At 38.3% G+C, this 23522-nt stretch carries 22 protein-coding genes; 7 read left to right on the forward strand and 15 right to left on the reverse strand.

What is annotated here, in order from left to right:
• The 6 genes from KBP50_RS13485 to KBP50_RS13510 form a co-directional block, all read right to left on the reverse strand.
• The gene (locus tag KBP50_RS13485; RefSeq protein ID WP_328219100.1) at positions 1-1524 is read right to left on the reverse strand and encodes a class I adenylate-forming enzyme family protein; all 1524 of its coding nucleotides are present in this window, start codon (positions 1522-1524) and stop codon (positions 1-3) included.
• 410 nt (positions 1525-1934) lie between these two features.
• Positions 1935-3101 (reverse strand): CaiB/BaiF CoA transferase family protein, encoded by a 1167-nt coding sequence (locus KBP50_RS13490; protein WP_050352083.1) that lies wholly within the window; start codon positions 3099-3101, stop codon positions 1935-1937.
• Positions 3102-3174: 73 nt separating this feature from the next.
• Positions 3175-4326 carry a thiolase family protein gene (locus KBP50_RS13495; protein WP_050352082.1) on the reverse strand — a complete coding sequence of 384 codons (1152 nt, stop codon included), beginning with the start codon at positions 4324-4326 and terminating at the stop codon, positions 3175-3177.
• Positions 4327-4569: 243 nt separating this feature from the next.
• On the reverse strand, positions 4570-5730 hold the full coding sequence (locus KBP50_RS13500; RefSeq protein WP_050352081.1) for an acyl-CoA dehydrogenase family protein: 1161 nt from the start codon (positions 5728-5730) through the stop codon (positions 4570-4572).
• A 40-nt stretch (positions 5731-5770) separates the two neighbouring features.
• Entirely contained in the window at positions 5771-6538 is a 768-nt protein-coding gene (locus KBP50_RS13505; protein ID WP_050352080.1) for a 3-hydroxyacyl-CoA dehydrogenase, read from the reverse strand.
• Entirely contained in the window at positions 6539-7138 is a 600-nt protein-coding gene (locus KBP50_RS13510) for a TetR/AcrR family transcriptional regulator (RefSeq protein WP_050352079.1), read from the reverse strand.
• A 582-nt stretch (positions 7139-7720) separates the two neighbouring features.
• On the opposite strand from KBP50_RS13510, the gene KBP50_RS13515 reads away from it, so the two are divergent.
• Positions 7721-8911 carry an LL-diaminopimelate aminotransferase gene (locus KBP50_RS13515; protein WP_050352078.1) on the forward strand — a complete coding sequence of 397 codons (1191 nt, stop codon included), beginning with the start codon at positions 7721-7723 and terminating at the stop codon, positions 8909-8911.
• Positions 8912-9464: 553 nt separating this feature from the next.
• On the forward strand, positions 9465-10046 hold the full coding sequence (locus KBP50_RS13520) for a class D sortase (RefSeq protein WP_050352077.1): 582 nt from the start codon (positions 9465-9467) through the stop codon (positions 10044-10046).
• A 450-nt stretch (positions 10047-10496) separates the two neighbouring features.
• Here the strand turns inward: KBP50_RS13520 and KBP50_RS13525 are convergent, their stop codons facing one another.
• From KBP50_RS13525 to KBP50_RS13535, 3 genes are all read right to left on the reverse strand, one after another.
• On the reverse strand, positions 10497-10895 hold the full coding sequence (locus KBP50_RS13525; RefSeq protein ID WP_050352076.1) for a DUF4064 domain-containing protein: 399 nt from the start codon (positions 10893-10895) through the stop codon (positions 10497-10499).
• A gap of 425 nt (positions 10896-11320) precedes the next feature.
• On the reverse strand, positions 11321-12691 hold the full coding sequence (locus KBP50_RS13530; protein WP_050352075.1) for a sensor histidine kinase: 1371 nt from the start codon (positions 12689-12691) through the stop codon (positions 11321-11323).
• Positions 12669-13385, reverse strand: a complete 717-nt coding sequence (locus tag KBP50_RS13535; protein WP_050352074.1) for a response regulator transcription factor — start codon at positions 13383-13385, stop codon at positions 12669-12671. Before KBP50_RS13535 ends, KBP50_RS13530 begins: the two co-directional genes overlap by 23 nt.
• 324 nt (positions 13386-13709) lie before the next feature.
• Between KBP50_RS13535 and KBP50_RS13540 the strand changes: the two genes are divergently transcribed.
• A complete protein-coding gene (locus tag KBP50_RS13540) occupies positions 13710-13955 on the forward strand; it encodes a hypothetical protein (RefSeq protein WP_050352073.1) in 246 nt (81 codons plus the stop codon).
• A 496-nt stretch (positions 13956-14451) separates the two neighbouring features.
• On the opposite strand, the gene psiE is transcribed toward KBP50_RS13540, so the two are convergent.
• Both psiE and KBP50_RS13550 read right to left on the reverse strand, forming a co-directional pair.
• Positions 14452-14901, reverse strand: a complete 450-nt coding sequence (gene psiE / locus KBP50_RS13545; protein WP_050352072.1) for a phosphate-starvation-inducible protein PsiE — start codon at positions 14899-14901, stop codon at positions 14452-14454.
• 921 nt (positions 14902-15822) lie between these two features.
• The gene (locus KBP50_RS13550; protein ID WP_050352071.1) at positions 15823-17094 is read right to left on the reverse strand and encodes a S1C family serine protease; all 1272 of its coding nucleotides are present in this window, start codon (positions 17092-17094) and stop codon (positions 15823-15825) included.
• Between the two features lie 264 nt (positions 17095-17358).
• Between KBP50_RS13550 and KBP50_RS13555 the strand changes: the two genes are divergently transcribed.
• Genes KBP50_RS13555 through KBP50_RS13565 form a run of 3 tightly spaced genes read left to right on the forward strand, consistent with a single transcriptional unit; the run spans position 17359 to position 19729 of the window.
• The gene (locus KBP50_RS13555) at positions 17359-17610 is read left to right on the forward strand and encodes a FeoA family protein (protein ID WP_050352070.1); all 252 of its coding nucleotides are present in this window, start codon (positions 17359-17361) and stop codon (positions 17608-17610) included.
• Positions 17611-18342 carry a FeoB small GTPase domain-containing protein gene (locus tag KBP50_RS13560; protein ID WP_050352069.1) on the forward strand — a complete coding sequence of 244 codons (732 nt, stop codon included), beginning with the start codon at positions 17611-17613 and terminating at the stop codon, positions 18340-18342.
• A 13-nt stretch (positions 18343-18355) separates the two neighbouring features.
• Positions 18356-19729 (forward strand): nucleoside recognition domain-containing protein, encoded by a 1374-nt coding sequence (locus KBP50_RS13565; protein WP_050353481.1) that lies wholly within the window; start codon positions 18356-18358, stop codon positions 19727-19729.
• A 238-nt stretch (positions 19730-19967) separates the two neighbouring features.
• Here the strand turns inward: KBP50_RS13565 and KBP50_RS13570 are convergent, their stop codons facing one another.
• On the reverse strand, positions 19968-20813 hold the full coding sequence (locus KBP50_RS13570; RefSeq protein WP_076361968.1) for an ABC transporter ATP-binding protein: 846 nt from the start codon (positions 20811-20813) through the stop codon (positions 19968-19970).
• Positions 20814-20982: 169 nt separating this feature from the next.
• Between KBP50_RS13570 and KBP50_RS13575 the strand changes: the two genes are divergently transcribed.
• Positions 20983-21153 (forward strand): DUF4083 domain-containing protein, encoded by a 171-nt coding sequence (locus tag KBP50_RS13575; protein ID WP_128743432.1) that lies wholly within the window; start codon positions 20983-20985, stop codon positions 21151-21153.
• 249 nt (positions 21154-21402) lie between these two features.
• Here the strand turns inward: KBP50_RS13575 and KBP50_RS13580 are convergent, their stop codons facing one another.
• The 3 genes from KBP50_RS13580 to thiS are packed head-to-tail and all read right to left on the reverse strand — an operon-like array spanning position 21403 to position 23394.
• Entirely contained in the window at positions 21403-22425 is a 1023-nt protein-coding gene (locus tag KBP50_RS13580; protein ID WP_050352068.1) for a ThiF family adenylyltransferase, read from the reverse strand.
• Complete coding sequence (locus tag KBP50_RS13585; RefSeq protein WP_050352067.1) at positions 22422-23186, reverse strand: thiazole synthase; 765 nt, start codon at positions 23184-23186, stop codon at positions 22422-22424. The genes KBP50_RS13580 and KBP50_RS13585 overlap by 4 nt, the downstream gene beginning before the upstream one ends.
• Before the next feature lie 4 nt (positions 23187-23190).
• Positions 23191-23394, reverse strand: a complete 204-nt coding sequence (gene thiS, locus KBP50_RS13590) for a sulfur carrier protein ThiS (RefSeq protein WP_050352066.1) — start codon at positions 23392-23394, stop codon at positions 23191-23193.
• Between the last annotated feature and the right edge of the window lie 128 nt (positions 23395-23522).

Below are 23522 nucleotides of genomic sequence, written 5' to 3' on the forward strand. Positions count from 1 at the left end.
TTAGGACAATGCTTCTCTGAGCCGATATTTCAAAATTTTCCCAGATGCATTTCTAGGAATAGTATTTTCAACAATAATTTCTGTTGGTACTTTATAGCTTGCAAGACGCTCGCAACAAAATAATTTTAGCGCTTCCACATCTAGATTTCTCCCTTTTTTTCCCACAACAATTGCAACTACTTTTTCACCCCAGATTTCATCTGGCAGTCCAATCACTGCTGCTTCTAAAATATCGGGATGCTGATAAAGAGCTTGTTCTACCTCCGTAGAATAAATATTTTCACCACCAGATATGATCATATCTTTTTTCCGATCGACTAACGTAATATAACCATCCTCATCAACGATAGCTAAATCACCGGTATAGAGCCAGCCATTGCGGAGCGTTTGTCTTGTTTCTTCGGGATTTTTATAGTATTCCTTCATTACCATTTCACTTTTAATAATAAATTCACCTGTTTCAAAAGGAGCAACATCTTCCCCGCGTTCATTTACAACTCTCACTTCCGTGCAAAGCATTGCCTTTCCACCTGCACCCATTTTTGTTTTATGTTCATCTGGCAGTAACAAGACTCCGCCTGGCCCCGCTTCGGTTAAACCACACATATTGAAAAATTGCTCATGCCGAAATAATTTCATCACTTGTTGTAATAAAGCTGTTGACATAGGAGCAGCGCCGTATCCGCATCGTTTAACAGATGATAGATCATATTTTTCGTAATTTGGAACCTGAAGCAAAAAGTTATACATCGTTGGAACAGCAAAGAAAAGGGTTATTTTATGTTGCTCCATTGCTTGTAAGACATGGACGGGGTGAAAATCTTGTTGAATGACTTGCGTAGAGCCTAATAGAGTACCTGTTATCATAAATAAATTTAACTGTGCAGAGTGAAATAACGGTGCCACATGCAGTAAGTTGTCTTCCGGGCCCATTTTCATCATAATTGCGGAGGTAAATGCAACATAAAGAATGCGATGATGGTCAAATAATGCGCCTTTTGGGTTACCTGTTGTGCCAGATGTGTATAATATTTCTGCAACGTCTGATTCTAAAACTTCAACAAAGGGTTCTGATACATTGTCATTGCTAATTGCATTCATTGTTAACTGGTTCTTCTCTATCTTATTACCAGCGCAAACCTGTAGTTTAATATTTTTATTATTTTCTGTTACTTGGCTGACCAATGAGGTGTATGGTTCATCAAAAAACAGCACTGACGCATCTGAGTCCTCTAAAATATATCGAACTTCTGCGGTTGCTAAACGAAAATTAATCGGAACAGCAATAGCGCCTACTTTCATAATTGCGTAAAAAACGATCACGAATTGATCCGAATTTTTCATCAAAATAGCAATTTTTTCACCTTTCTTTATTTGACTAGCTACTAAACCATTGGCGAGTTGGTTTACTTTTTGATTCAACTGCTTATACGTGTAGGACTTCTCTCCAAAAATAACCGCCTTTTTTTCCGGAATTTGCCGAGCATTTCTCGCTAACGTCATTCCTAAATTCAACTCTATCACTCCCGTTAAGATCATTTTTCTCCCAATTTAACCAATCTTCACCTTGATCTACCTTAAAAAGCTTTGTACTTACACATGAAGCTTTTCATAGTAGGTTTGAAGTAATAAATTAGTTGAGCTATCTGAGCTAGATATCAACTCTAGTCCTTATCTAAAACTAGAGCTAGGCGAGTTTATTTATAAGCAGTAATCCTCATATGCAATGAACTAAATAATTGTACATGAGAAAATGTTATTTTATGGATCAATCAAAAATCTATAAACAGTCCAGTTAAATTTTGCTAAAACTAATTTAGCTTATCCAACTCCTGAAGTGGGTGTCTTACAGCCCCTTATATACGGGACAAATAAACAAGCTGAGATCCTTTTCCTTAGGGGAACAAATGGAGCATTGGACTTGCAGTAAACCATTAGTCTCCCTTCGATAGTTCATCATCTACTGTCGAATTAGAAGTCAATTTCGAAACAAATGCTTCTGTATGTTCACCATGCTTGGGAGCCAAAGAGTGAATCCTTCCAGGAGTTTTAGAAAGCTTAATTGGTATGCCAATTTGGTTTACTATACCTAAAGTTGGATGGGGAAGAGAGAGAATCATATTCCGAGCTTTTACTTGCGGGTCATCCACTACTTCTGAGAAGTTTCGAACTGGAGTGACACAAGCTTCTACGCATTCAAATAATTCCAACCATTCCGTTAATGTTTTTTGCTGAATAACAGTCTGAATGACATATTTCATCCGATGTTGTTCTTGTAAGGTGGCATGTTGTTGTGAAATAAGCTCTTTTCTACCAATTGTCTCACAAAATGCTTGCCAAAATTTATGCTCCAACGCACCAACCGCTAACCAACGACTATCTTGAGTTTCATATACGTTATAGCAAGCAAACGCCCCGTTCAATTGGTGGGCACCTCGCTCTTGTAATTGGTTTGTAGCTAAATAATTCGGTAAGGTTGCTTGCAGCCAAGCAATAACACCGTCCATCATGGAAATATCGATTAATTGTCCTTTCCCAGAAGACTCTCTTTCCCATAAGGAAAGCAAGATGCCTAAAGCTGCGGGATACGCTCCACCGCCTATATCCGCAATTTGAGTGGCTGGTATAATTGGTTTCCCACCCTGTTCGCCCATAAGATGCAATAATCCAGCATAGCTAAGGTAATTAATATCATGTCCTGCCTCTTGCGCATATGGTCCAGTTTGACCATACCCTGTAATCGAACAATAAATAATGCGGGGATTGATAGTTTTTAAAATTTCATAGTCCACGCCGAGTTTTTTCATAACGCCAGGTCGAAAGGATTCCAGTACAACATCAGCACTCTCCACCATTTGTAAAAAGCTTGCCTTGTCCTTTTCTAATTTCAAGTTCAAACAAACGCTCTTTTTATTCCGATTTAACGCATGAAATATAGCACTATCTTCATCTAGTAAAGGCGTATACCTTCGCGCATAATCTCCCATTTCCTTATCTTCAATTTTAATGACGTCTGCTCCAAAATCCGCAAGCAGCATAGAACAATAAGGACCCGGTAACAAACGGGTCAAATCAAGCACCCGGATTGATGTAAGGGGCAAACTACCACCTCCGTTTTTAAAATTTAGTCAATTAAAAAAATATATATGCTAAAAGCATGGTTTCACAGTTTTTTTACGGCAACCGTTCAATAATTGTGGCATTTGCCATTCCATGTCCTTCACACATCGTTTGCAATCCATAACGTCCGCCCGTTCGCTCTAGTTCGTACAGCATCGTAGTCATTAAACGCGCGCCACTAGCTCCAAGCGGATGCCCAAGAGCAATTGCTCCACCATTTGGATTTAGTCGGTCAGGGTCTGCTCCTGTTTCTTGCAGCCAAGCTAAGGGGACAGAAGCAAACGCTTCATTCACTTCAAAAACATCGATATCGGAAATGGATAATCGAGCGGTACGTAATACTTTCTCAGTAGCTGGTATTGGACCTGTCAACATCAGTGTCGGGTCAGAGCCAACCACTGTACGGGCTATTACTCGGAACCTCGGCTTCAAACCCAATTCATCTGCCTTGGCACGTGACATTAATAAAATCGCTGCTGCGCCGTCACTTATTTGACTGGAATTTCCTGCAGTAATTTTCCCTCCTTCTTGAAACGCAGCCTTTAACTCTTTCAATTTATCCAAACTCGTTTGTTCTCTAGGACCTTCATCCTGACTGAACAGCATCTGCGAACCATCTGAATGACTCACTTCTAATGCCATGGTTTCCACTGTAAAATAGCCTGATTGCATCGCTGCAATTGCTTTTTCATGACTTGCAAGCGAAAACTCATCCAACTGCTGACGACTGAATCCCCACTTATCTGCAATTCGCTCTGCTGATATACCTTGATTAATCATCTCATATTTAGCTGCTAAATTTTCATTAACCGTAACCCCTTTCATATTTGAGCCCATCGGTACACGAGTCATATGCTCAACGCCACCAGCTATCACCACATCCATATCTCCGCTAATAATTGCTTGCGAGGCGAAATGTACCGCCTGCTGACTCGATCCACATTGACGATCGATCGTTGTCCCAGGAACCTCTACAGGAAAATCAGCAATTAATGCAGCTTGCCTAGCAATATCAAAGGCTTGTTCCCCCACTTGGGAAACACATCCATAGATCACATCTTCTACAAGTGCAGGAGAGATACCTGTTCGTTTAATTAATTCTTGCAAAGGTAATGCAGCTAAATCTTCTGCACGCATAGCTGACAACATTCCATTTTTTCTTCCTACCGGTGTTCTTACCGCTTCTATAATTACCGCTTCACGCAATATGGATCACCCTTTCATGATAAATATATGTCAGTATCATATATGCTTATTCGATTAGTAAATCAACTAAAACTTATCAACGAGCATCTTCCTCCGTGAATCAAAAATGTAGATGGTTGTCTCGCCCACCTAAACATTTGCCAACCCCCTTTAAAATAAACCTACACAACTCACTTACGGAGAATAAATACACCAAAAATGGGGGCCTTTTCAAAATGTGAAATAAACTTTTCTGGCTATTTCCTAAAAGCTCCTTTCCACTAAACCAATATTTTTCGCAATAATCATTTTCATAATTTCATTTGAACCCGCATAAATGGAGGATACTGCAACATCCCGATAACGTCGCGCAATTTCAAATTCTTCCATATAACCATATCCTCCGTGTAGCTGCATACATATTGCAGCTACTTTTTTTACTAAATCGGTCGTCCACCACTTTGCCATCGACACTTCCGTTACAATCTGTTCCCCTGCCATATGTTTTTCAATTAAACGGTCAACAAACACATTACCAATTTGCCATTCCGTATACAGCTCTGCGATTTGGAATTGTGTATTTTGGAATTCACTAATCCTTCTTCCAAACGCTTTTCGCTGCTTCACATAATCGCTTGTTAAATCGATCATTTCCTTTGCAGCAGTAATACTCTGCATACTAACGATTAGTCGTTCTTGTTGCAGCTTTTCCATTAAATAATAAAATCCCTTTCCTTCCTCCCCAAGTAAATTTTCAGCCGGTAGGCGTGCATCCTCAAAAATTAATTCACATGTGTCATTAGCATGCTGACCAATCTTCTTTAGTTTTTTCCCTTTTCGAAAACCAGGGGTTCCAGTTTCTGCGACAATTAAACTAATCCCCTTATGAGCAGGTTTCGCATATGGGTCAGTTTTACAAACGACAATTACTACATCTGCCGTATAGCCATTCGTTATAAAGGTTTTCTCTCCATTTACAATATAAGAGTCTCCGTCCCTTATTGCAGTAGTTTTGATTCCAGCTAAGTCTGACCCAGCTTCAGGCTCAGTCATGGCAATGGCAGAAATAATCTCACCTTTAACTGCTCCTGGCAGCCACCTCCTTTTTTGTGACTCTGTTCCATACGTTTCGATATAGGGCATTACAATATCATTATGTAGCCCTAGTCCAACCATCGCAGTACCGATTCGTTCAAATTCTTCATTTAACACAACCGCATAGCCAAAGTCCGTTTCGAGACCACCGTAGTCTTCTTTAGCCCATGAGCAGAGATAGCCTTGTTCTCCCGCCTTTTGCCAAAATGAGCGTGGAATTTGCTGATTTTCTTCCCAGTCTGCAAAATAAGGTGCTGCTTCTTTTTCTAAAAATTTTCTTAACGACTGTCGAAATATAGCATGTTCTTCCTGTAAAAAAGTTCTTTTCATCCAATAACCTCCTCCTATTTGCAGCTTTAAAAAGTAATTATCATTTCGGTTGCATTCGAATCGCACCATCTAACCTTATGGTTTCTCCATTTAGCATTGGGTTCTCAATAATACTTTGAGCCAGCTGAGCATACTCTTTCGGGTAACCTAGCCTTGATGGAAACGGTGTCATTTCGCCTAATGCTTCCCTCGCCTCTTCCGGTAATGAAGCAAATAGTGGAGTTGCGAACAATCCGGGGGCAATCGTCATAACACGAATTCCCAATGACGATAGGTCTCTAGCGATAGGAAGTGTCATTCCAACTATTCCTCCTTTAGAAGCACTGTATGCCGCTTGACCGATTTGCCCCTCAAATGCAGCTACTGAAGCTGTGTTAAGAATCACGCCTCGTTCGTTATTTTCATTCGGTATATTTTCAGCCATTTTATGCGCAGTAAGGCGAAGGACATTAAATGTCCCAATGAGATTTACATTAACCACGTTTTTAAACGTTGTTAAATCATGCACACCTCTTTTACCAACTGTCTTTTCCGCAACCCCAATTCCTGCACAATTAACCAGTATATTAACTTGTTCAAATTGATCCATTGTGCTTTCTAAAGCAGTCTGTACACTCGCTTCATTGGTTACATCAACGTGATAAAATGCTACTTGGCTGCCAAGCTCTTCAGCTAATGCAGTGCCATTTTTTCTTGCCACATCAAAAATAGCTACCTTCCCTCCTTCTGCCACAATCTGTCTTACTGTAGCTTCACCAAGACCAGATGCTCCACCAGTAACAACCGCTGCCCCATTTGCTATTTCCATTTATTCTCCTCCTGTTTTTATTAAAATTCGCTGCAAATATACAGCGATATCCTCTGCTAGTTCATTCCTGCTTTTTTGACCATCTTCTGCATACCATTGCGTTACCCAGTTCATGGCACCTAAAATAATATTTCGCACAACCTTCACATCTGCTGCATGAAAGACATTTGCCTCTATACCTTCTGTAATCATTTGATCAAAAAATTCCCCATACGTATCTCTTAGCTTAAAAATAACTGCTAATTGTTCTGAAGAAAATTTTTGTTCAGGTTTTAGCATCAGTTCGAACCCTGATCGCTCTTCCAATATGTATTCAATATGAGCAATAATCGACTTTTTCAATTTTTCCTCCACAGGAATCTGCTGTTGTTTAATCTCCTGTATTTGCTGTAGGCTTCGGTTTAATAACATGATTTGACTCTGGTAAAGCAACTCCTGCTTATCCTTAAAATAGTAATATACCGTACCCTTTGTCATTAATAGATTTGTAGCAATTTCCTCCATTGTAGTTCCGTGGTACCCTTTTTCAGATAGAACATGAATAGCCATACGAATTATTTCTTCTTTTTTTTCCGCTATTTTCCTTTCTTTTAAAGACATAACGACTCACTTCCTTCTTCGCCTTATTCATTATTCTAATTATTCTTATTTTAACTGTCAAGTTAATTTTCTAAATTTTTAAATGTTTTTAATAAAGTGCATCTTTAATCAGCGGAGGGGGTTCATTCATCCCCCACAGCTTGTTAGTATCATAATCGTTGACCTAAAGACCGCTTACAAAATAGAGCAGTTCGTGATGCTGTTATCTGCCACTTAGACTTGTTGCAGTACAGATTATCCTACTCCTGAAGTGGGAGGTTTACAGCAACTTATATATGGAATAAAAGTGAAATAGTTATTGTGTAAACAATCTACGAAGAAATCGCCCCTTTTACTTATTTTTAGTCTTTAGCAAATGAGGCGGCAAATGCTAACTCTGCTCAAGAACAAAAAAGTGAGTTTAACTCAAGTCGCTAAAAAATGAATGCATGGCACAATTTTACCTACACGTATCAGTAGCTACGGATATATAAATTCAAAATTCTTTTTGAAATTTTTTAGTTCCACGCCCATTCTATTGTCGATAGTGGTATAATCATACTGATTTCAGTATTAGGATTCACAACGATGAGGTGGTAACAGATGAATATAAACCTAGCTGACAAAATGAAACATTTTCAAACATCTATTTTTAATGAACTTTCTAGTTATAAAAGGGAGAAAATGAGTGAAGGTGTGGATATGATTGATCTTAGTGTGGGAAGCCCTGATCTTCCCCCAGCTCAATTTGTAATAGACGAATTGACAAAACAGGTGCAAGATCCTAAACAATATGGTTATACATTGACCGGTACAGATGAGTTACACCAAGCGATCGCCACATTTTATGGCAGCCAATACAACGTACCTGTTGAAGCAAAGCAAGAAGCACTTATGGTAATGGGATCTCAAGACGGTCTTGTCCATTTGCCCATGGTGTTAACTAATCCCGGGGATACCATACTTTTACCTGACCCAGGCTATACAGCATATCATACAGGAATTGCATTAGCTGAAGCAGAGCCTTATTTCATGCCTCTAAAAGAAGAAAATCATTTTCTTCCAGATCTCGATGCTATTCCAAGAGAAATACTGCAGAAATCTAAAATGATGATCCTTAATTTCCCGGGAAACCCTGTACCTGCTGTAGCCACGAAAGAATTTTTCGAAAAAGTAGTTACAGTTGCTAAAAAATATAACATTGCGGTTCTTCATGATTTTGCATATTCCGAGCTTTATTATGACGAGAAGCCAATTAGCTTCCTTTCTATCGAAGGAGCGAAAGAAGTTGGGGTAGAGTTTAATTCCTTCTCTAAGAGCTTTAATTTAGCAGGATGCAGAATAGGGTATATTGTAGGAAATGAAGCTATCGTTGATGGACTAAAGCAGTTAAAATCTAATCTGGATTTTGGAGTTTTTTTGCCCATTCAAAAAACAGCAATTCGTGCATTAGAAAATGCTACTGAATTCACACAGACATTAAGATCCATCTATAAAGCACGTAGAGATCTGTTAGTTTCAGGCCTTCATAAAGCTGGGTGGGAAGTTGCTCCCCCAAAAGCCTCCATGTTTATTTGGGCAAAAGTGCCGGAATCATATACCTCTACTGAATTCACCTATCAATTAATGGATGAAGCAGGAATTGTCGTAGTTCCTGGGAATGCCTTTGGTCCTGCAGGAGAAGGTTACGTTCGGATCGGTTTAGTCCAGCCAGAAGAAGTGCTGGAAAAAGCTGTACAAAGGTTACAAAACAGCAATTTATTTGCAGTAAAAACAAATAGTAGCTTTGTTTAATCATTGTGTTTATGACGACGAATCTGAAGAATGAATCTTTCTCTATATTGCTGTTCAATACGTCACTGTTTGCACATCGTTTCAGATGAGCTACTCTGATCTACTCAAAAAAAGAGTGTACCAATAAATTAGGTATAACTATTGAATGTAAGAATAAAGCTTTAATCAATACACTTATAAAGAGAAACAGTGGGGCTTTCATGCATTGCTGATTGTTTGTACCGTAATGGTATGACCTAAAAGCTCGCTAACGAAATAGGGCATTTAGGTGCAGCTATCTCCCACTCAAACTTGTTTGCGGTTCAGATGATCCAACTCTTAAAGTGGGGACTTACAGCGCTATATGCGGGATAAAGAAAAGCGAAAACGTTATTTGGTACTTCTAATCTCCGCTCATAACCAATGAATGCCATATTATACAAATTATACTTTACGAACATGTTAAAGATACTATATGCTTAATGTAGTGTACGTTTAAATTTCATGAGATAGAGCCTTTACAGTTAACAAAGGATTAATAGCGAATATTATTCATGGGTTGAGGTGGGCGAATGTGCTAAGAGCATTATCAATCATTTTAATAGTGTGTGGGATAGCTATTCTTGGTTATGGCGGATTTCAATTATATAACTCAAAAGCATTGGAGAATGAACGGATGGATGAAGCGGAATCGTTTGTTTCTAATAAAGTAATGTCGGAAGTAGAAGATGTCGAAAAATTTAATTATGATGAAATCAAAAAAGGGGATACAATCGGGGTCTTATCCATTCCAAAACTAGACAGAGAGATACCTATTATTGAAGGTGCGGATGAAGAAGAGCTTGCTCAAGGCGTAGGACATTATACTGGTACAGGTTTCCCTGGAGAAAACAAACAAATCTTATTATCTGGTCATCGCGATACTGTTTTTAGAGAATTCGATAAATTACAAGACGGCGATGAGTTACATGTTAAAATGAAACACGGAACATTCATCTATACCATGCAAGATCATAAAATTGTTGCTGCAGATGATACAACTGTCATTGATCCAGATCGTAAAGACGAAGTGTTAACCGTATCAACTTGTTATCCGTTTTCCTATATTGGCGATGCTCCGGATCGTTATGTTATATATGCTTACCCTACGAAATAGTTCTTTATATCTAATTCAACTGCAATGTTTTTTAGAGTATTGCTGAATGGAGAGTATTTTAAAAACCATAATAAGATGTTTCTCATGACATATACCCGAATCAGAAAACAACTGGCTCTGTTTTTCTTATTGGTGTCACTTTCTAGGAAATGCTTATGCCTAGTAAGCTTACCCGAAACAAGGGAAGGAAAGTTGTATAGGAAACGATAAAATGAGGTGCTTGTGGATAACGAAATAACCGACTAGTCACGTCCGGCGCATGAGCCTAGAAACTTGGCGACAAGCCAAGTTCTCTAACCGCTTTTGCAGCATTCTAGAAACGCGAAAACATACGATGATTAGTGGGTAGCATCATCCGTCGATGATACTACCCACTATCTTCCTTTCATCCCTTTTCCTATATAAGGTTAAATGGTTGCCAATGCTTCCAAACGAAGTGATGTATTTGATTTATATTGACTTTTCTTCTGGCTTTCTTACAAAACACATAATTGCTGCTGCGAGATATAATAGCGATTGAAATAAAATACCTGATAACAAGAGCCAACCACTTAGAACTGCAGCGGCAATAAAAAATCCACCAGCAGTTTTAGGATTTCGTTTAATATTTAATACCCCGATTAACCCCAAAGTAAAACTGATAATACAGCCAATAATTGGTATCCAAATAAAAACAGAAAAAATTGATACAAAATCATCGAAAAAACCAAATTCAGCAGGATCAATTGTACCTTCAAACAAACCAACGCTGCTGTTTAGAATTAAAATTACTACGATTCCTAAAATGGCTAAAGCTCCATCCATGATGAATCCTACGATGCCTAATATCTTTTCGATTGTTCGATCCATTTTCAAATACCTCCCTATACCATTGATAAGTTTATACATACATTACGGAAGCGAACGCAAATCGTTTCACTTTCTTTTAACATTCCTTGATAAAAACAAGACGCATTCTGTTTATTTTCCACCATTCTTTTGAATCATTTTCAAGCTCACGAAGTTATAGAAAATGACCTTTAAGTGCGTGTTCAAAAAGGTGAAAAAAAGAACACGAAGTTCGAGGCGGCGAAGTTTCGAGTAGCAGGCTTGTCCGTGTTACTGAATTCTACGCCCGTTACAGGACGTGGGCGGTTTTAGTAGAAGATCCCCTATGCATTTAAATACATTAGCACTAGTGAACCCTCAAGGAAACACATTCTCACGTAGAAAACGGGGTACTCTTTTCCTAGCAACAGAGAAACGAGCCATCGGCGGTGTGTCAAACAACCTCTTTAAAAGCCTCTTTTTTTGGGAAAGCAAACTTTAACAGTTGTTCCTTCTCCAACCTCACTATTAAAATCAATTGTTGCATGATGTGCATCAACCAATGCCTTAACAATGGACAATCCAATGCCTATTCCACCTGTCTTTGTTGCTCGGGATTTATCTCCTCGATAAAATCGTTCAAATAAAAATGGAATATCCTCATTCTTAATACCTATTCCCTCATCTTTTACAATGAAACAGATGGATTCCTCTTTGTCTTTCGTAAAAATCGCTACTGTTTTACCTTTTGAAGTATACTGCAATGCATTGTTGATAAGATTTGTCAAAATTTGTATAACACGATCCTGATCTGCCGTAAAATGCGTCTTTTTTAACGGTAGATTAACCTGTAACGTAACTCCTTTTTTTTGAAAAGATGGGCGAAATTGATCTTCTAGCAAGCTAACGATTTTGCCTGCTTCCAAAGTAGAAAAATTTAATTTTTTTTGCGGATTTTCTACAGCAATTAATGTTTCCAATTCATTTACAAGTCGGACTAGGCGCATTAATTCACGATGACTTTTTTGCAATCGTTCAGGAGTAGGCTCCCATATCCCATCTTGATATGCTTCCAATTGACTTCGTAACGTTGCTAATGGCGTTCTGAGCTCATGAGCAAAATCAGCTGTAAATTGCTTCCTTAACTTTTCTTCTTTTGTCAAAGAATTGGCCAGTTCATTGAACGACTCGCCGAGCTGCTTCATTTCCATACTTAAATCCTCTACAGGTACATTTACCCGCTTATGCTTTTTTAATTCCTGTACCGCTGTTGATAAACGCATAAAACCAGCACTTAATCTTCTCGAGAATAAGAAACTAAATAAAATGGATAACAATAAAATGACGATAACTGCAATCAAAATATTTTGCTGAATCGACTTCAAAAAAGTAAAATCCTCACCAACAAGTTCTACAGGATAAACCACTTCCATTGTGCCTATTTTTTCTCCATCTACATTTATCGTATGAGAACTGGATTCGTAGTCTGCTGTTTCCGTTCGCTGGTGCATACCCATACCATGCATCATTCGTTGCATCCTAGTAGTATCAGCTACTACGTTGCCTGATCGATCATATAACGTATAATACAGATTTTCCGTCATGGCTTGGTCATGCAGCATGCTATTTGCCTGTTCACTTATTAAACGACCTGTTTGTTTATACGTTTGTATGATTTCTTCCTCAATGAATGATGTTTTTTCCTTCCTACTTACTTCCAAGTAATTAGAGAACTGATTCTCTACTCCAAAAAATATGGAAAAACTAGTCAAAAAGACACCACATAAGGAAACAATTAATAAATAAATAAAAATTTTAGTACGTAGTGTCCATTTCATCCGGCTTGCCTCCAAACTTGTACCCCATCCCAAAGACCGTTAAAATATAATTCGGATTTCTTGAATCATACTCCACTTTTTTTCGCAAGTTTTTAATATGTGTGTCAATACTTCGCTCATACCCCTCAAAAAAGAGAGCCTCATCTTCTTGAATTTTTACGAGCAAATCCCCTCTGCTGTATACTCTTCCAGGGTAGCTCGCCATCGTTATTAATAACTTATATTCATTCGGCGTCAGTGCAACAATCTCACCATCAAATATGACTTCTTTCTTTATATGATCAATCATTAATTGCTGGTTATTAAAACTGAGCTGATCCTTTCTTTTCGTTGCAGAGACTCGACGAAGCAAACCTTTGGCACGTACGACTACTTCTCTCGGGCTAAACGGTTTTGTAACATAATCATCTGCTCCGATTACAATTCCATTTATAATATCATCTTCTGCTGACTTCGCAGTAAGCATAATAATAGGCACATCACTGTCTTTTCTTGTTAACCTGCAGACTTCTTCTCCAGAAATATCCGGTAACATCAGATCAAGAATAATGATATTCGGCTTTCCTTCTTTAATTTGTTTTAATGCCTCCAGACCATTTTCTGCAAACAGGATGTCCCACCCCTCTTTTTCAAAATAGGCTTGTAATACTTCACGAATTATTTCTTCATCATCTACTATTAATAGCTTTGTCATTACGTTTCCCCCTCTTACTTCTTGAATCCTACTGATTGGAGATGCAAGCACTAAGTGAAAGTTCCCCTATTAAATTGTGTATACGTATTTTCAATTGTTTTCGTACATTAGGATTTGAGGAAAGCGGCTTACCACAAACAACCGATCCTATTTCAATCTATATCACGATGAATAAAGTCCGTTACCTTTATCGTTTGCTATTTCTAATCATATCATGCGCTTACCTTTGAAACACATATCTTCACAACTTCTTCATAAGTTCTCCATAAAAATCACAAATACATTCGATATGATAGAGATAATCAAAGAAAGGAGCTGGACATAATGAAAAAATTAGTTATTGGTGCGATAACAGGGGCAGTTATATTAGGTGGCGCGGCAACATACACATTTGCCGATAGCAATGATGATAATAGAGGATTTTATAATGATATGAGACCATTTATGGAAGAAATGCATCCAAACTTCTCTGATGAGGACTATGAAGCAATGTATGATTTTTGCCACGCCAACGGAAACTTTGAAAAAGGTCCCCACAGAGGAAATGATTTTGACCGAAATAATGAATAGTTAAGAGGTGAATAGTCATGATGAATGGCTACGGCCTTCATTTCGCAGGATTTGGATTCCTAGGATGGATCATTAATCTACTTGTTATAGGTATTGTTGTATATTATGCAACAAAATTGGCTTTAAAAAACCACGATAAGAACAACAGCTGATTCAGGATTGGCAGCTATGTTTGCCAATCCTTTTTTATAAGATAGATAGTATAAAATGGGGTACTTGGGGATAACGAAATAACCGAATAGCCACGTCCGGCTTCCATCGCCCAGCAACGATGCGACTTTAGAAATGCGCCCTACGATAAGTCACCATCGGGTCGTCACTAAGAGGAAGGCCGACTAAAAACGGGCTTGCTGCTCAGACGTCGGTAACCCCTGTTTTAATGGCATGATTCCTAAATCTTTAGTTGATTCGTTCCATTCGCTACGTTGCTAAACGGGCGCCCCGGCCTTTGTTCGTCAGCATATTTGTCCAAGACATGCTGATTTATCCATAAGGATCATGATTTTTTATGGAAGAACCATTTGCTTTCAGGTCGTTCCCGAGGTGTTAAATTCATAATAAAATAGCCGATAATTAGAATTAAAATAACTAGCGAATAAAACAACGTATCCATTGCATTATCGTGTTCAACAATGATCAAACGAATCATTGCCGTTATACCAATATACAAAAAATAGCGCAATGGGAAATGATAATTTTCTTTAAAGTATTTTACAATCATAGCAACAAATTCAAAATACAAGAAAAATAATAGTATATTTGCCAAAAACAATTGGTAATCATTTGTATTTCCTTCTAACAATATCGCTCCAAATAAAATTAGTTCTTTGACGAGTAATACCGCCAGAATAATAGCGAGGATGATTAGTGATACATTTAAAACGACCTGTAATAGATAAGGAAACTTGTAAAGTGATTTTGTGTAGACAGTTTTTAATTTTTTCATGCTGAAATAGCCTCCAAGTTTAGAATGGATTTTGCAAATTTTCATACTTCTATCGTCACATGGCAGCTTCATTTGCAGTGTTAAACTTCCAATAAATGTTAATACATACTCATCCTTTTATTTTTACTATTTCCTTAAAACATTTCTATAGGGGATTTTCCTCCAAAAACAACATAAATGTAAATCCAATTTATATTGACACCTTCATTGACATCAATAAAAGATTAGTTATAATCCCTTGGAACGATTTTATGACCCGACCCTAATTTTAGGAAACCATTGTTCTCGCATATGAAAGATTGCTAGCGAAAACAAAAGCGGAAACATATAGTTGGATGGATTTAACCAAAACAAAAGTTCGTTCCCTGCCTAGTAATCACCCATTCTATCTTCATTCTCGTGGGTTTTATATGAAATAGAACGGATTGAGCAGGAAAGACGAAGTAAGCGTATTGATTAAAATTGGTCTTCCTTGTAAAAAGTTGATTGTAAAATCGTAGCTCTATAATATACCTTTTTATGCAGAAACAACTTTGAACTACTTTACCATTTCTTTGGCTAGTTGATTTTATAGCTTTTTACGTTAGAGACAAAAAACAGGCTAAATAAAGCAAATGGCTGGAACAAAAGCATTTTATCAAAGTAAAATCTGAACTATCTAGAATTGGTGGATGGTACGAACACCTCCCCTTCAGGAATACTTTACTTTCCGCGAGCGGCTGGCGAGTTCCATCACGCTAACGCAATGGAGGGGCTCACCGATTCTTTTCCTTTCGCTTTCGTCTAGCCTATTTCCAGCATTCACCTTTTGAATGAATAGTTTAGTTATGCTCCCTCTCCTAACGTACCTAAAGTTTCTGTTCTTTCCTGCATTGCGTGGGGCTAATCTGGAGTTAATATTTCTTAATTGAATGCACCATTCTATACTGGCCCCTCGTCTTCTTGTGATTCTTTGTCCTCTTTTGGTTTCTCTGGCTTTTCTGGTGGATCGGGAGTTGTTGGAAGTGCAGGCGACGTATTATCGTCATCTCCTTGTTCTTCTGAATCATTACCCGCTCCACTATTTGGAGTATTGCCGGAACCAGAGGCACTGCCCTCCCCAAATCCATAATTTGTATTTGATCCATTTTGCGAACCATTAGATCCACCGCTCCCGCCATTTTGGTTAACTGGTGGCGTATAGATAGGTGGATTCCATGTTTGATCCCCGCTAGGTGCGAGATTTTCTGACTCAACTGTATCCGATTCTACCGTATCTGCCGCTGATGATTCTTGATCACTTGTTTTGCCCCAAAGTTCACCAAAGAAGTAATCACCGCTAGGTCCATAAAACTGCGCGGTAATGGTCGCTTCATCCATTGGTTTTTCTATCCAATCATTTACCATATTTGCTATCTTGTTTATTGGAATACTAAATTGTACAGCAATATCCTGCACATGGTCAATGGAGTTAACAGCAACAATATTTCCCGTCTTTGCAGAAATTAAAGGTCCCCCGCTAAATTGCAATAAAAGCGGCTCTGACAATTGATATGTATGTTCGTATGTATAATTACCATAAGAAAAATGCCAGTCGGACTCCTCAATAGTTGCTGTAGTCGTGTTGTTTTCTAATACTTGCTTACTGCCAATTGCAATCACCTCATCACCTTTAGCTAAAGATTTGCTCATCTCCATAGGATAGGTATTTTTTCCAGCAAGCTCTGGAACATGAATTGCAGCTATATTAGCTTTTTTGGAATATCCAATAACAGAGCCAGTAAATTCTTTGTCATCTGCTAAAATTTGCACTTCCAATTGCCCTTCTACCAGATGTGCATTGGTTAGCAATATACCACGAGCATCGTATAGGAAAGCGGATCCTTCTTTTGTAGAAGCGGAGACAGCATATATGTTTTTTTCAACAGCTTGTATTATTTCTTCGATCGTTTTCTCACTATCTATTGATCCAAGTTGTTTCTTGGTTAACACCGGTTTAGAACGAAACGCAGCATTGGCGGATTCCTTTATTTGCTTGCCATGGCTACTTCCAGCATTATTTTCTATCAATAAATAAGTTCCCCCAATAATTACAACCAGAAATGGAATAATTACAGCTAACTTAATAGCAATTCCTCGCTTAAGTGTCCTGCCACAATTGAGACAATAACTCGTCCTTTTTTCTTTTTTTCTTCCACATGTTGGACAACGCATTACTTGCTTCCTCCTTTCCAAAAATAATTTAGGTTTATTATACCATCATTTGGTAAATTACAAATAAAAAGCAGACATATCCAGCTTTTTAGTAATAATTTATTTTAATTAGTTGCGCGAAGGAAACTTTTTGAGTTATAATCATAATATATTTAGGAAGGAAACAAGTAAACATTTATCCAAACTTTACATAACTTAAATATGTAGTATTCTAAAGTTTCCCAACTTTAACTATTTGAGCTTAACCCAAAGGAGATGCAAAGAATGACAGCAAGTAAACCCATTTACCATTTTCAAGTAGGTGATCGAATAGAGATTACATCTGTTGAACTGCAAGATGTAATGCGCCGTAGATTACTTGATTTAGGGTTTGTACCAGGAGCAGTGATTGAAGTTGTCCAAAAAAGCCCATTAGGGGACCCACTAGCTTTTAAAGTGTTTAATACAACAATTGCATTACGAAAAGAAGAAAGCTCCTTGATTTATGGAAAAAAAGTTTATAAAGAGGTGGTATAAATGACACATACCATTGCTTTAGCAGGAAATCCAAATACAGGAAAAAGCACCCTATTTAATTTACTTACTGGTTTAAAACAGCACACAGGAAATTGGCCAGGAAAAACGGTATTACGTGCTGAAGGTGAACTAAAAACTGAAAAACATGTATACACCGTTATTGATTTACCTGGTACGTACTCTCTTTACTCCAATTCTGCAGATGAAGAAGTTGCCAGGGATTACATTATTTTTGAAAAGCCTGATATTACTTTAGTTGTAGTCGATGCAACTTCTCTAGAGCGTAATTTAAATATCGCTTTACAAGTATTAGAAATGACAGATCAAGCGATTTTATGCGTTAATTTAATTGATGAGGCTAGAAAAAAAGGGATTCATATTGACAAAGATGCTTTATCAAAACAGTTAGGGATTCCTGTTATATTAATTTCGGCAAGAGAAAAGATTGGAATTATCCAACTCCTAAAAACGATTGACCAAATGACAGAAGGTAAAATCGAAACACAGGCATTTAAGATAAAATACAATCAAACAGTAGAAAAAAAGATTAAACAGCTCGAACCACAAATCAAGCAAATTATTGGTAATGCTTTACCTGCAAGATGGGTAGCCTTACGTATATTAGACGGAGATATAAAATTGCTAGATTCGCTAAAATCATATATTCAAAATCCTGATTTCGGAGCGGAAAAGCATCAACCTGCACAAGGAGGATGCTGTCATGGCGCATGAAGCAAACCAACATATGCAACAGCTTGATACTTTATTTAAAAAATATAGTGCTCAAGAAAATGATTTAAGAGATCATATTGTTTCAAGCATCTATCAATCTACTCAAAGCATTACGAAGAATTCGGTACAACGTTCAAGTAAAAAAACAACTTGGCTTGATGAAAATCTGGATAATATTTTGACATCACGGCTTTATGGTTTTCCAATTATGCTTATGTTACTAGGAGTTGTCATTTATTTAACCATCGTTGGTGCAAACTATCCAGGCATTGCAATAACCAAATTATTTGCGATTGTGGAGGATTGGATTACGACTGTTTTCCAATGGGCGAACGCACCTCATTGGTTGTATGGTGTTTTGGTAGAAGGATTTTACCGAGGGACATCTTGGGTTGTCAGTGTCATGCTCCCGCCTATGGCAATTTTCTTTCCAATGTTTGCCTTACTAGAAAACTTTGGTTATTTACCACGAGTTGCGTTTAATTTAGATCGTGTATTTAAAAAATCAGGTGCTCATGGAAAGCAATCCTTAACGATGGCGATGGGTTTCGGCTGTAATGCGGCGGCGGTCATGTCATCACGTATTATCGAATCTCCACGTGAGCGCATGATTGCAATTTTAACAAATAACTTTGTCCCATGTAATGGACGCTGGCCACTATTAATCCTTCTTGCTGGCTTGTTTATGGCAGCAGGGTTTTCAAGTGGGATGAGTACATTTGTTTCTGCATCTGTAGTTGTAGGAATTGTATTATTTGGTATTGTAATGACCATTTTTGTTTCTTGGGCATTGTCGAAGACCTTATTACGAGGGGTTCCTTCCCATTATACTTTAGAGCTTCCACCGTATCGGAAACCAAAAGTCTGGAATACCATAGTTCGAGCAACCTTGGATAAATCGTGGTTTGTATTAAAAAGAGCAGTCATTATTGCTGCGCCGGCATCCGTGATTACATGGATTTTAGCTAATATTTTTGTTGGTGACCAAAGTGTGCTTCAGCATTTTGTCGGATTTTTAGATCCTTTCGCGCAAGCTATTGGATTAGATGGATTTATTTTAATGGCATTTATTTTAGGTTTCCCAGCAAATGAAATCGTACTGCCGATTCTTTTAATGGGATATCTCGCAACAGGTTCCATGATTGAAGTGGATAACTTAAGTGACTTAAAACAAATATTCCTTGATCATGGCTGGACATGGTTGACAGCACTCAATATGATGCTATTCTCTTTATTGCATTATCCTTGCGGCACAACGATGTTAAACATTTGGAAAGAAACCAAAAGTGCAAAATGGACCTTTGCTGCATTTGCTATACCTACCACCATAGCCATTGTTGTCACGTTTATTATTGCCCAAGTAGCAAGAGGCTTAGGCTGGGTGTAATAAAGAGCTGCCTAGAAAGTCTATCGATTTTCAGGCAGTTTTTGGTTTATAAGATAAGAAGCGGTGAGCTAAACAAGTCGAAGTGGGAGGTGACAGCACCTAAATCCCTGATTACTTCAACAGCGGGGATGGAAGAAAAATCCCGCTGATTGAAGGTTCGCTTTATCATTAGTTGATTCGTTCCATTCGCTACGTTGCTAAACGGGCTCCCCGCTCCTTTGTTCATGTTTTGCTTAGGCTATATCTTCGTTTTTTGCGTAACTGTCGTCTGCTCCTCATTTGCCAAGGCATCATTAGACGTTTCAGTTTTTTTTCTTACCCACGTTCTACCATCTTTCATTTCACATTCTATTGGGAGCTGGTAAAACTGTGACAATGTTTTTGAGCACATGATTTCCCCTGTTTTTCCCTGCTCAAATACAGTGCCTTGTCGGAGCAGTAGTGTATATGAAAAAATCGGCAATATTTCTTCAATATGGTGTGTAACAAACAACATAGTTGGGGCTTCTTTCTGTTCTGCTAATTGTTGAATAAAAAGTAATAACTCCTCACGAGCAAGAAAGTCTAATCCATTGGTTGGCTCATCTAAAATAAGCAATTGCGGTCTAGCCATTAATCCTCGAGCAATCAGAAGCTTCTGCTTTTCACCTTGGGACATCGTTTGATATGACCGCCCTTGTAAATAGCGAATCCCTAATTGCTCCATTAATGCGTCCACTCGAGCCATATCCTTTGCTTCTATTTTTTCATATATACCGATAGAAGCATGTTTTCCACTAAGAATAACCGCTTCGGCTGTATCAGTTAGCCTTATCTTCTGTTGCAATGCTGAACTGACCCAGCCAATGTTCTTCCGCAGCAAGCGCAAATCTGTCGTTCCAAAAGTCTGTCCTAAAACCGATATCTCCCCAGTTGTTGGCCAAATATAGCCATTGATCATTTGCAGTAATGTCGTTTTACCAGAGCCATTTAATCCTAAAATTGCCCAATGCTCTCCCTTTAAGACGTGCCAATTAATCTGCTCCAAAATGATTTGTCCTTGTCTTTTCCATGACACATTGCTCATCTCAATAACCATACTCACCCAAACTCCTCCCGCTCAAAACCTGCTTATTCAAATCATTCTTTTTGCAAAATTTTCATTTTTCGTTACATAAAAATAAGTTGATGACAATTATGCTGTTATTATTAAACAATACTACACTATTTTCATATTTTTCTCATTTAGTATATTCCATTAGGAGGTGAAACTTATGGGAGAATTCCGTTTAGGCGATGCATTATTCCAGCTTATCATGTTAGGATCTACTGTTCTGGCTGTTGTGTTCATTATTTATCTATTTCGCACATTTTTTAAACAGAAGAAGCAAATCGATAACCTAGAGAGAAGAAATATAGATGAATTAAGTGAAGAAATAAAGTGAATCTTCAATCAGTTAGGGTTTTCATTCACGCTTTACTGATGATTAGTACCGTAATGGTACGACCTAAGGGCGCTTACGAAATCGGGCATTAGGTGCTGTTATCTCCCACTTAAACTTATTGCAGTACAGATTGAAATGTTACAGCACCTTATATACGAGATAAAGAGTAAGAAAAATTAACCATGCATACACCAACTAGACATTTTCCGAGAATAACATCCTGAAATTATTTATTCCAGGATGTTATCGTTAAGCTCCAATGTAACGCTGGTATAGTTTCTTCGCTTGATTTACATCTTTTACTCCATGGATTAGCGTGCGTCCATCCTTGAACACAACAAAACGGGTATTTTCAATTGTAAAAATTAACAACTCTCCATTATCTTTCATCGACTCCGATAACGGCTTTAACTGTTTTACCAAGGAAGCTAGTGACAAATTACCTGTCTGAGCAGGTCGTACTTGTACCGTATCTCTTCCGCATAATACAGCTGTCTGTATCCCTTGTTGCTTCATTAAATAAGGATAAGTTGCCTTTGGTGAACACGATGGACAGTGAGAATCAATCAATGAGCTAATGTTAACAGAAACATGTTTTCGTTGCCAAACATCAAAGTTGAGCATTTCCTGAGACAATTCGTATCCAGTCAAATACTTTAAGCACTCTGCTGTTTGATAAGCAGCCGTAATCTGGACTGCCGGCGCAATAACTCCTACGGTATCACATGTTCTTCCCTCCTCTTGGGGAAGCTGATCAATCAGACATTGTAAACAAGGTGTCTTCCCGGGCACAATGGGTAGGACTATCCCGTAACTTGTTAAACAACCTCCATATACCCAAGGGACGCCTGCTTTTGCACAGGCGTCATTGATAATAAATCGTGTATTAAAATTATCCGTCCCATCCACCACAAAATCAGCCTGTTCCACAAGGCGTTCTGCAGTTTCTGGTCCAAATTCCTCCACAATTCCTTCAACTGTAATTGCAGAGTTAATTGCTTGAAGCCGTTTGGCAGCAGCTTTTGCTTTCGTCCGAGAAAGTTCAGCATCCTCCTCTGTAAAAAGCTGTTGCCTACTTAAATTGCTCCACTCGACATAGTCACGATCAATAATGGTAATTTTTCCAATCCCCGCTCGGGCTAACATTTCACTATTTGCACTACCTAATGCTCCTGCACCGACAATGACGACATGCTTTTCAGCTAATTTTTCCTGACCATCTTTTCCAATAGGTGCAAAAAGTGCTTGGCGTGAATAACGCTCACGTATCATTCTATCATCGCCGTTTCTGGACTGCTTTTTGTTGCATATGTTTTTTTCGGTATCCTTCCCGCTTCGTATCCTAATCGACCGGCTTCAACGGCTAGCTTCATCGCTTTAGCCATTTTCACTGGATCATCTGCCCCCGATACAGCAGTATTTAACAAAATTCCGTCTGCACCGAGTTCCATGGCGTACGCAGCATCACTCGGTGAGCCGATACCAGCGTCTACAATGACTGGAACACTGGATTGTTCCATAATAAACTGCAGATTTAACGCATTCACTACTCCTTGCCCTGATCCAATTGGCGAAGCACCAGGCATCACCGCATGTACACCAGCTTCCTCTAGTCGTTTCGCCAACACGACGTCATCAGATGTGTAAGTTAATACAGTAAATCCTTCCTCAAGCAATTGTACAGACGCCTTCATCGTTTCAAATGGATCAGGCAGCAATGTTTTATCACAGCCAATAATCTCTACCTTGATCATGTCACATAATTCAGAGGCTTTCGCTAAACGAGCTATTCGAACTGCTTCTTCTGCTGTTTTAGCCCCGGCTGTATTCGGAAGCAACGTATATTTTTTTAAATCGAGTTCCTCTAATAAGTTAGGTTCATTCGCATCAAAAATATTCATTCTTCGGACTGCAAATGTTAAAATTTCTGCTTGCGATACCCTCACTGCTTCTCTTTGCACTTGGAAGCTAGGATACTTTCCCGTACCTAGCAATAATCTTGATTGAAATGTTTGCTTACCAATTTGTAACATCGTATTAACCTCCCCCTACAAAATGAACAATTTCAATAGCGTCTCCATCCGCTAACATTGTTTGTTTGTAATCTGTTTTTTTAACAATCTCTTTATTTCGTTCAACAGCTGCTATCTTCTCTTGTATGTCATAGGCTTCTAACAAATCAGCAATTGTCATTGCCTTATTATCGAATTGCAATATTTCTCCATTTACTTGAATATCCATTAAAAATCCTCCCTTCCATCCATTGATGTGCATCAACATCCAGAGTACGCTGAAAACACCATATTTCCTGAAGATACTGTGACATCGTCCAGTAACAATAACGGATGGAATTCTACTACGAACGCTAC

Source organism: Virgibacillus pantothenticus (assembly GCF_018075365.1).
Taxonomy (GTDB): Bacteria; Bacillota; Bacilli; order Bacillales; family Amphibacillaceae; genus Virgibacillus; species Virgibacillus pantothenticus.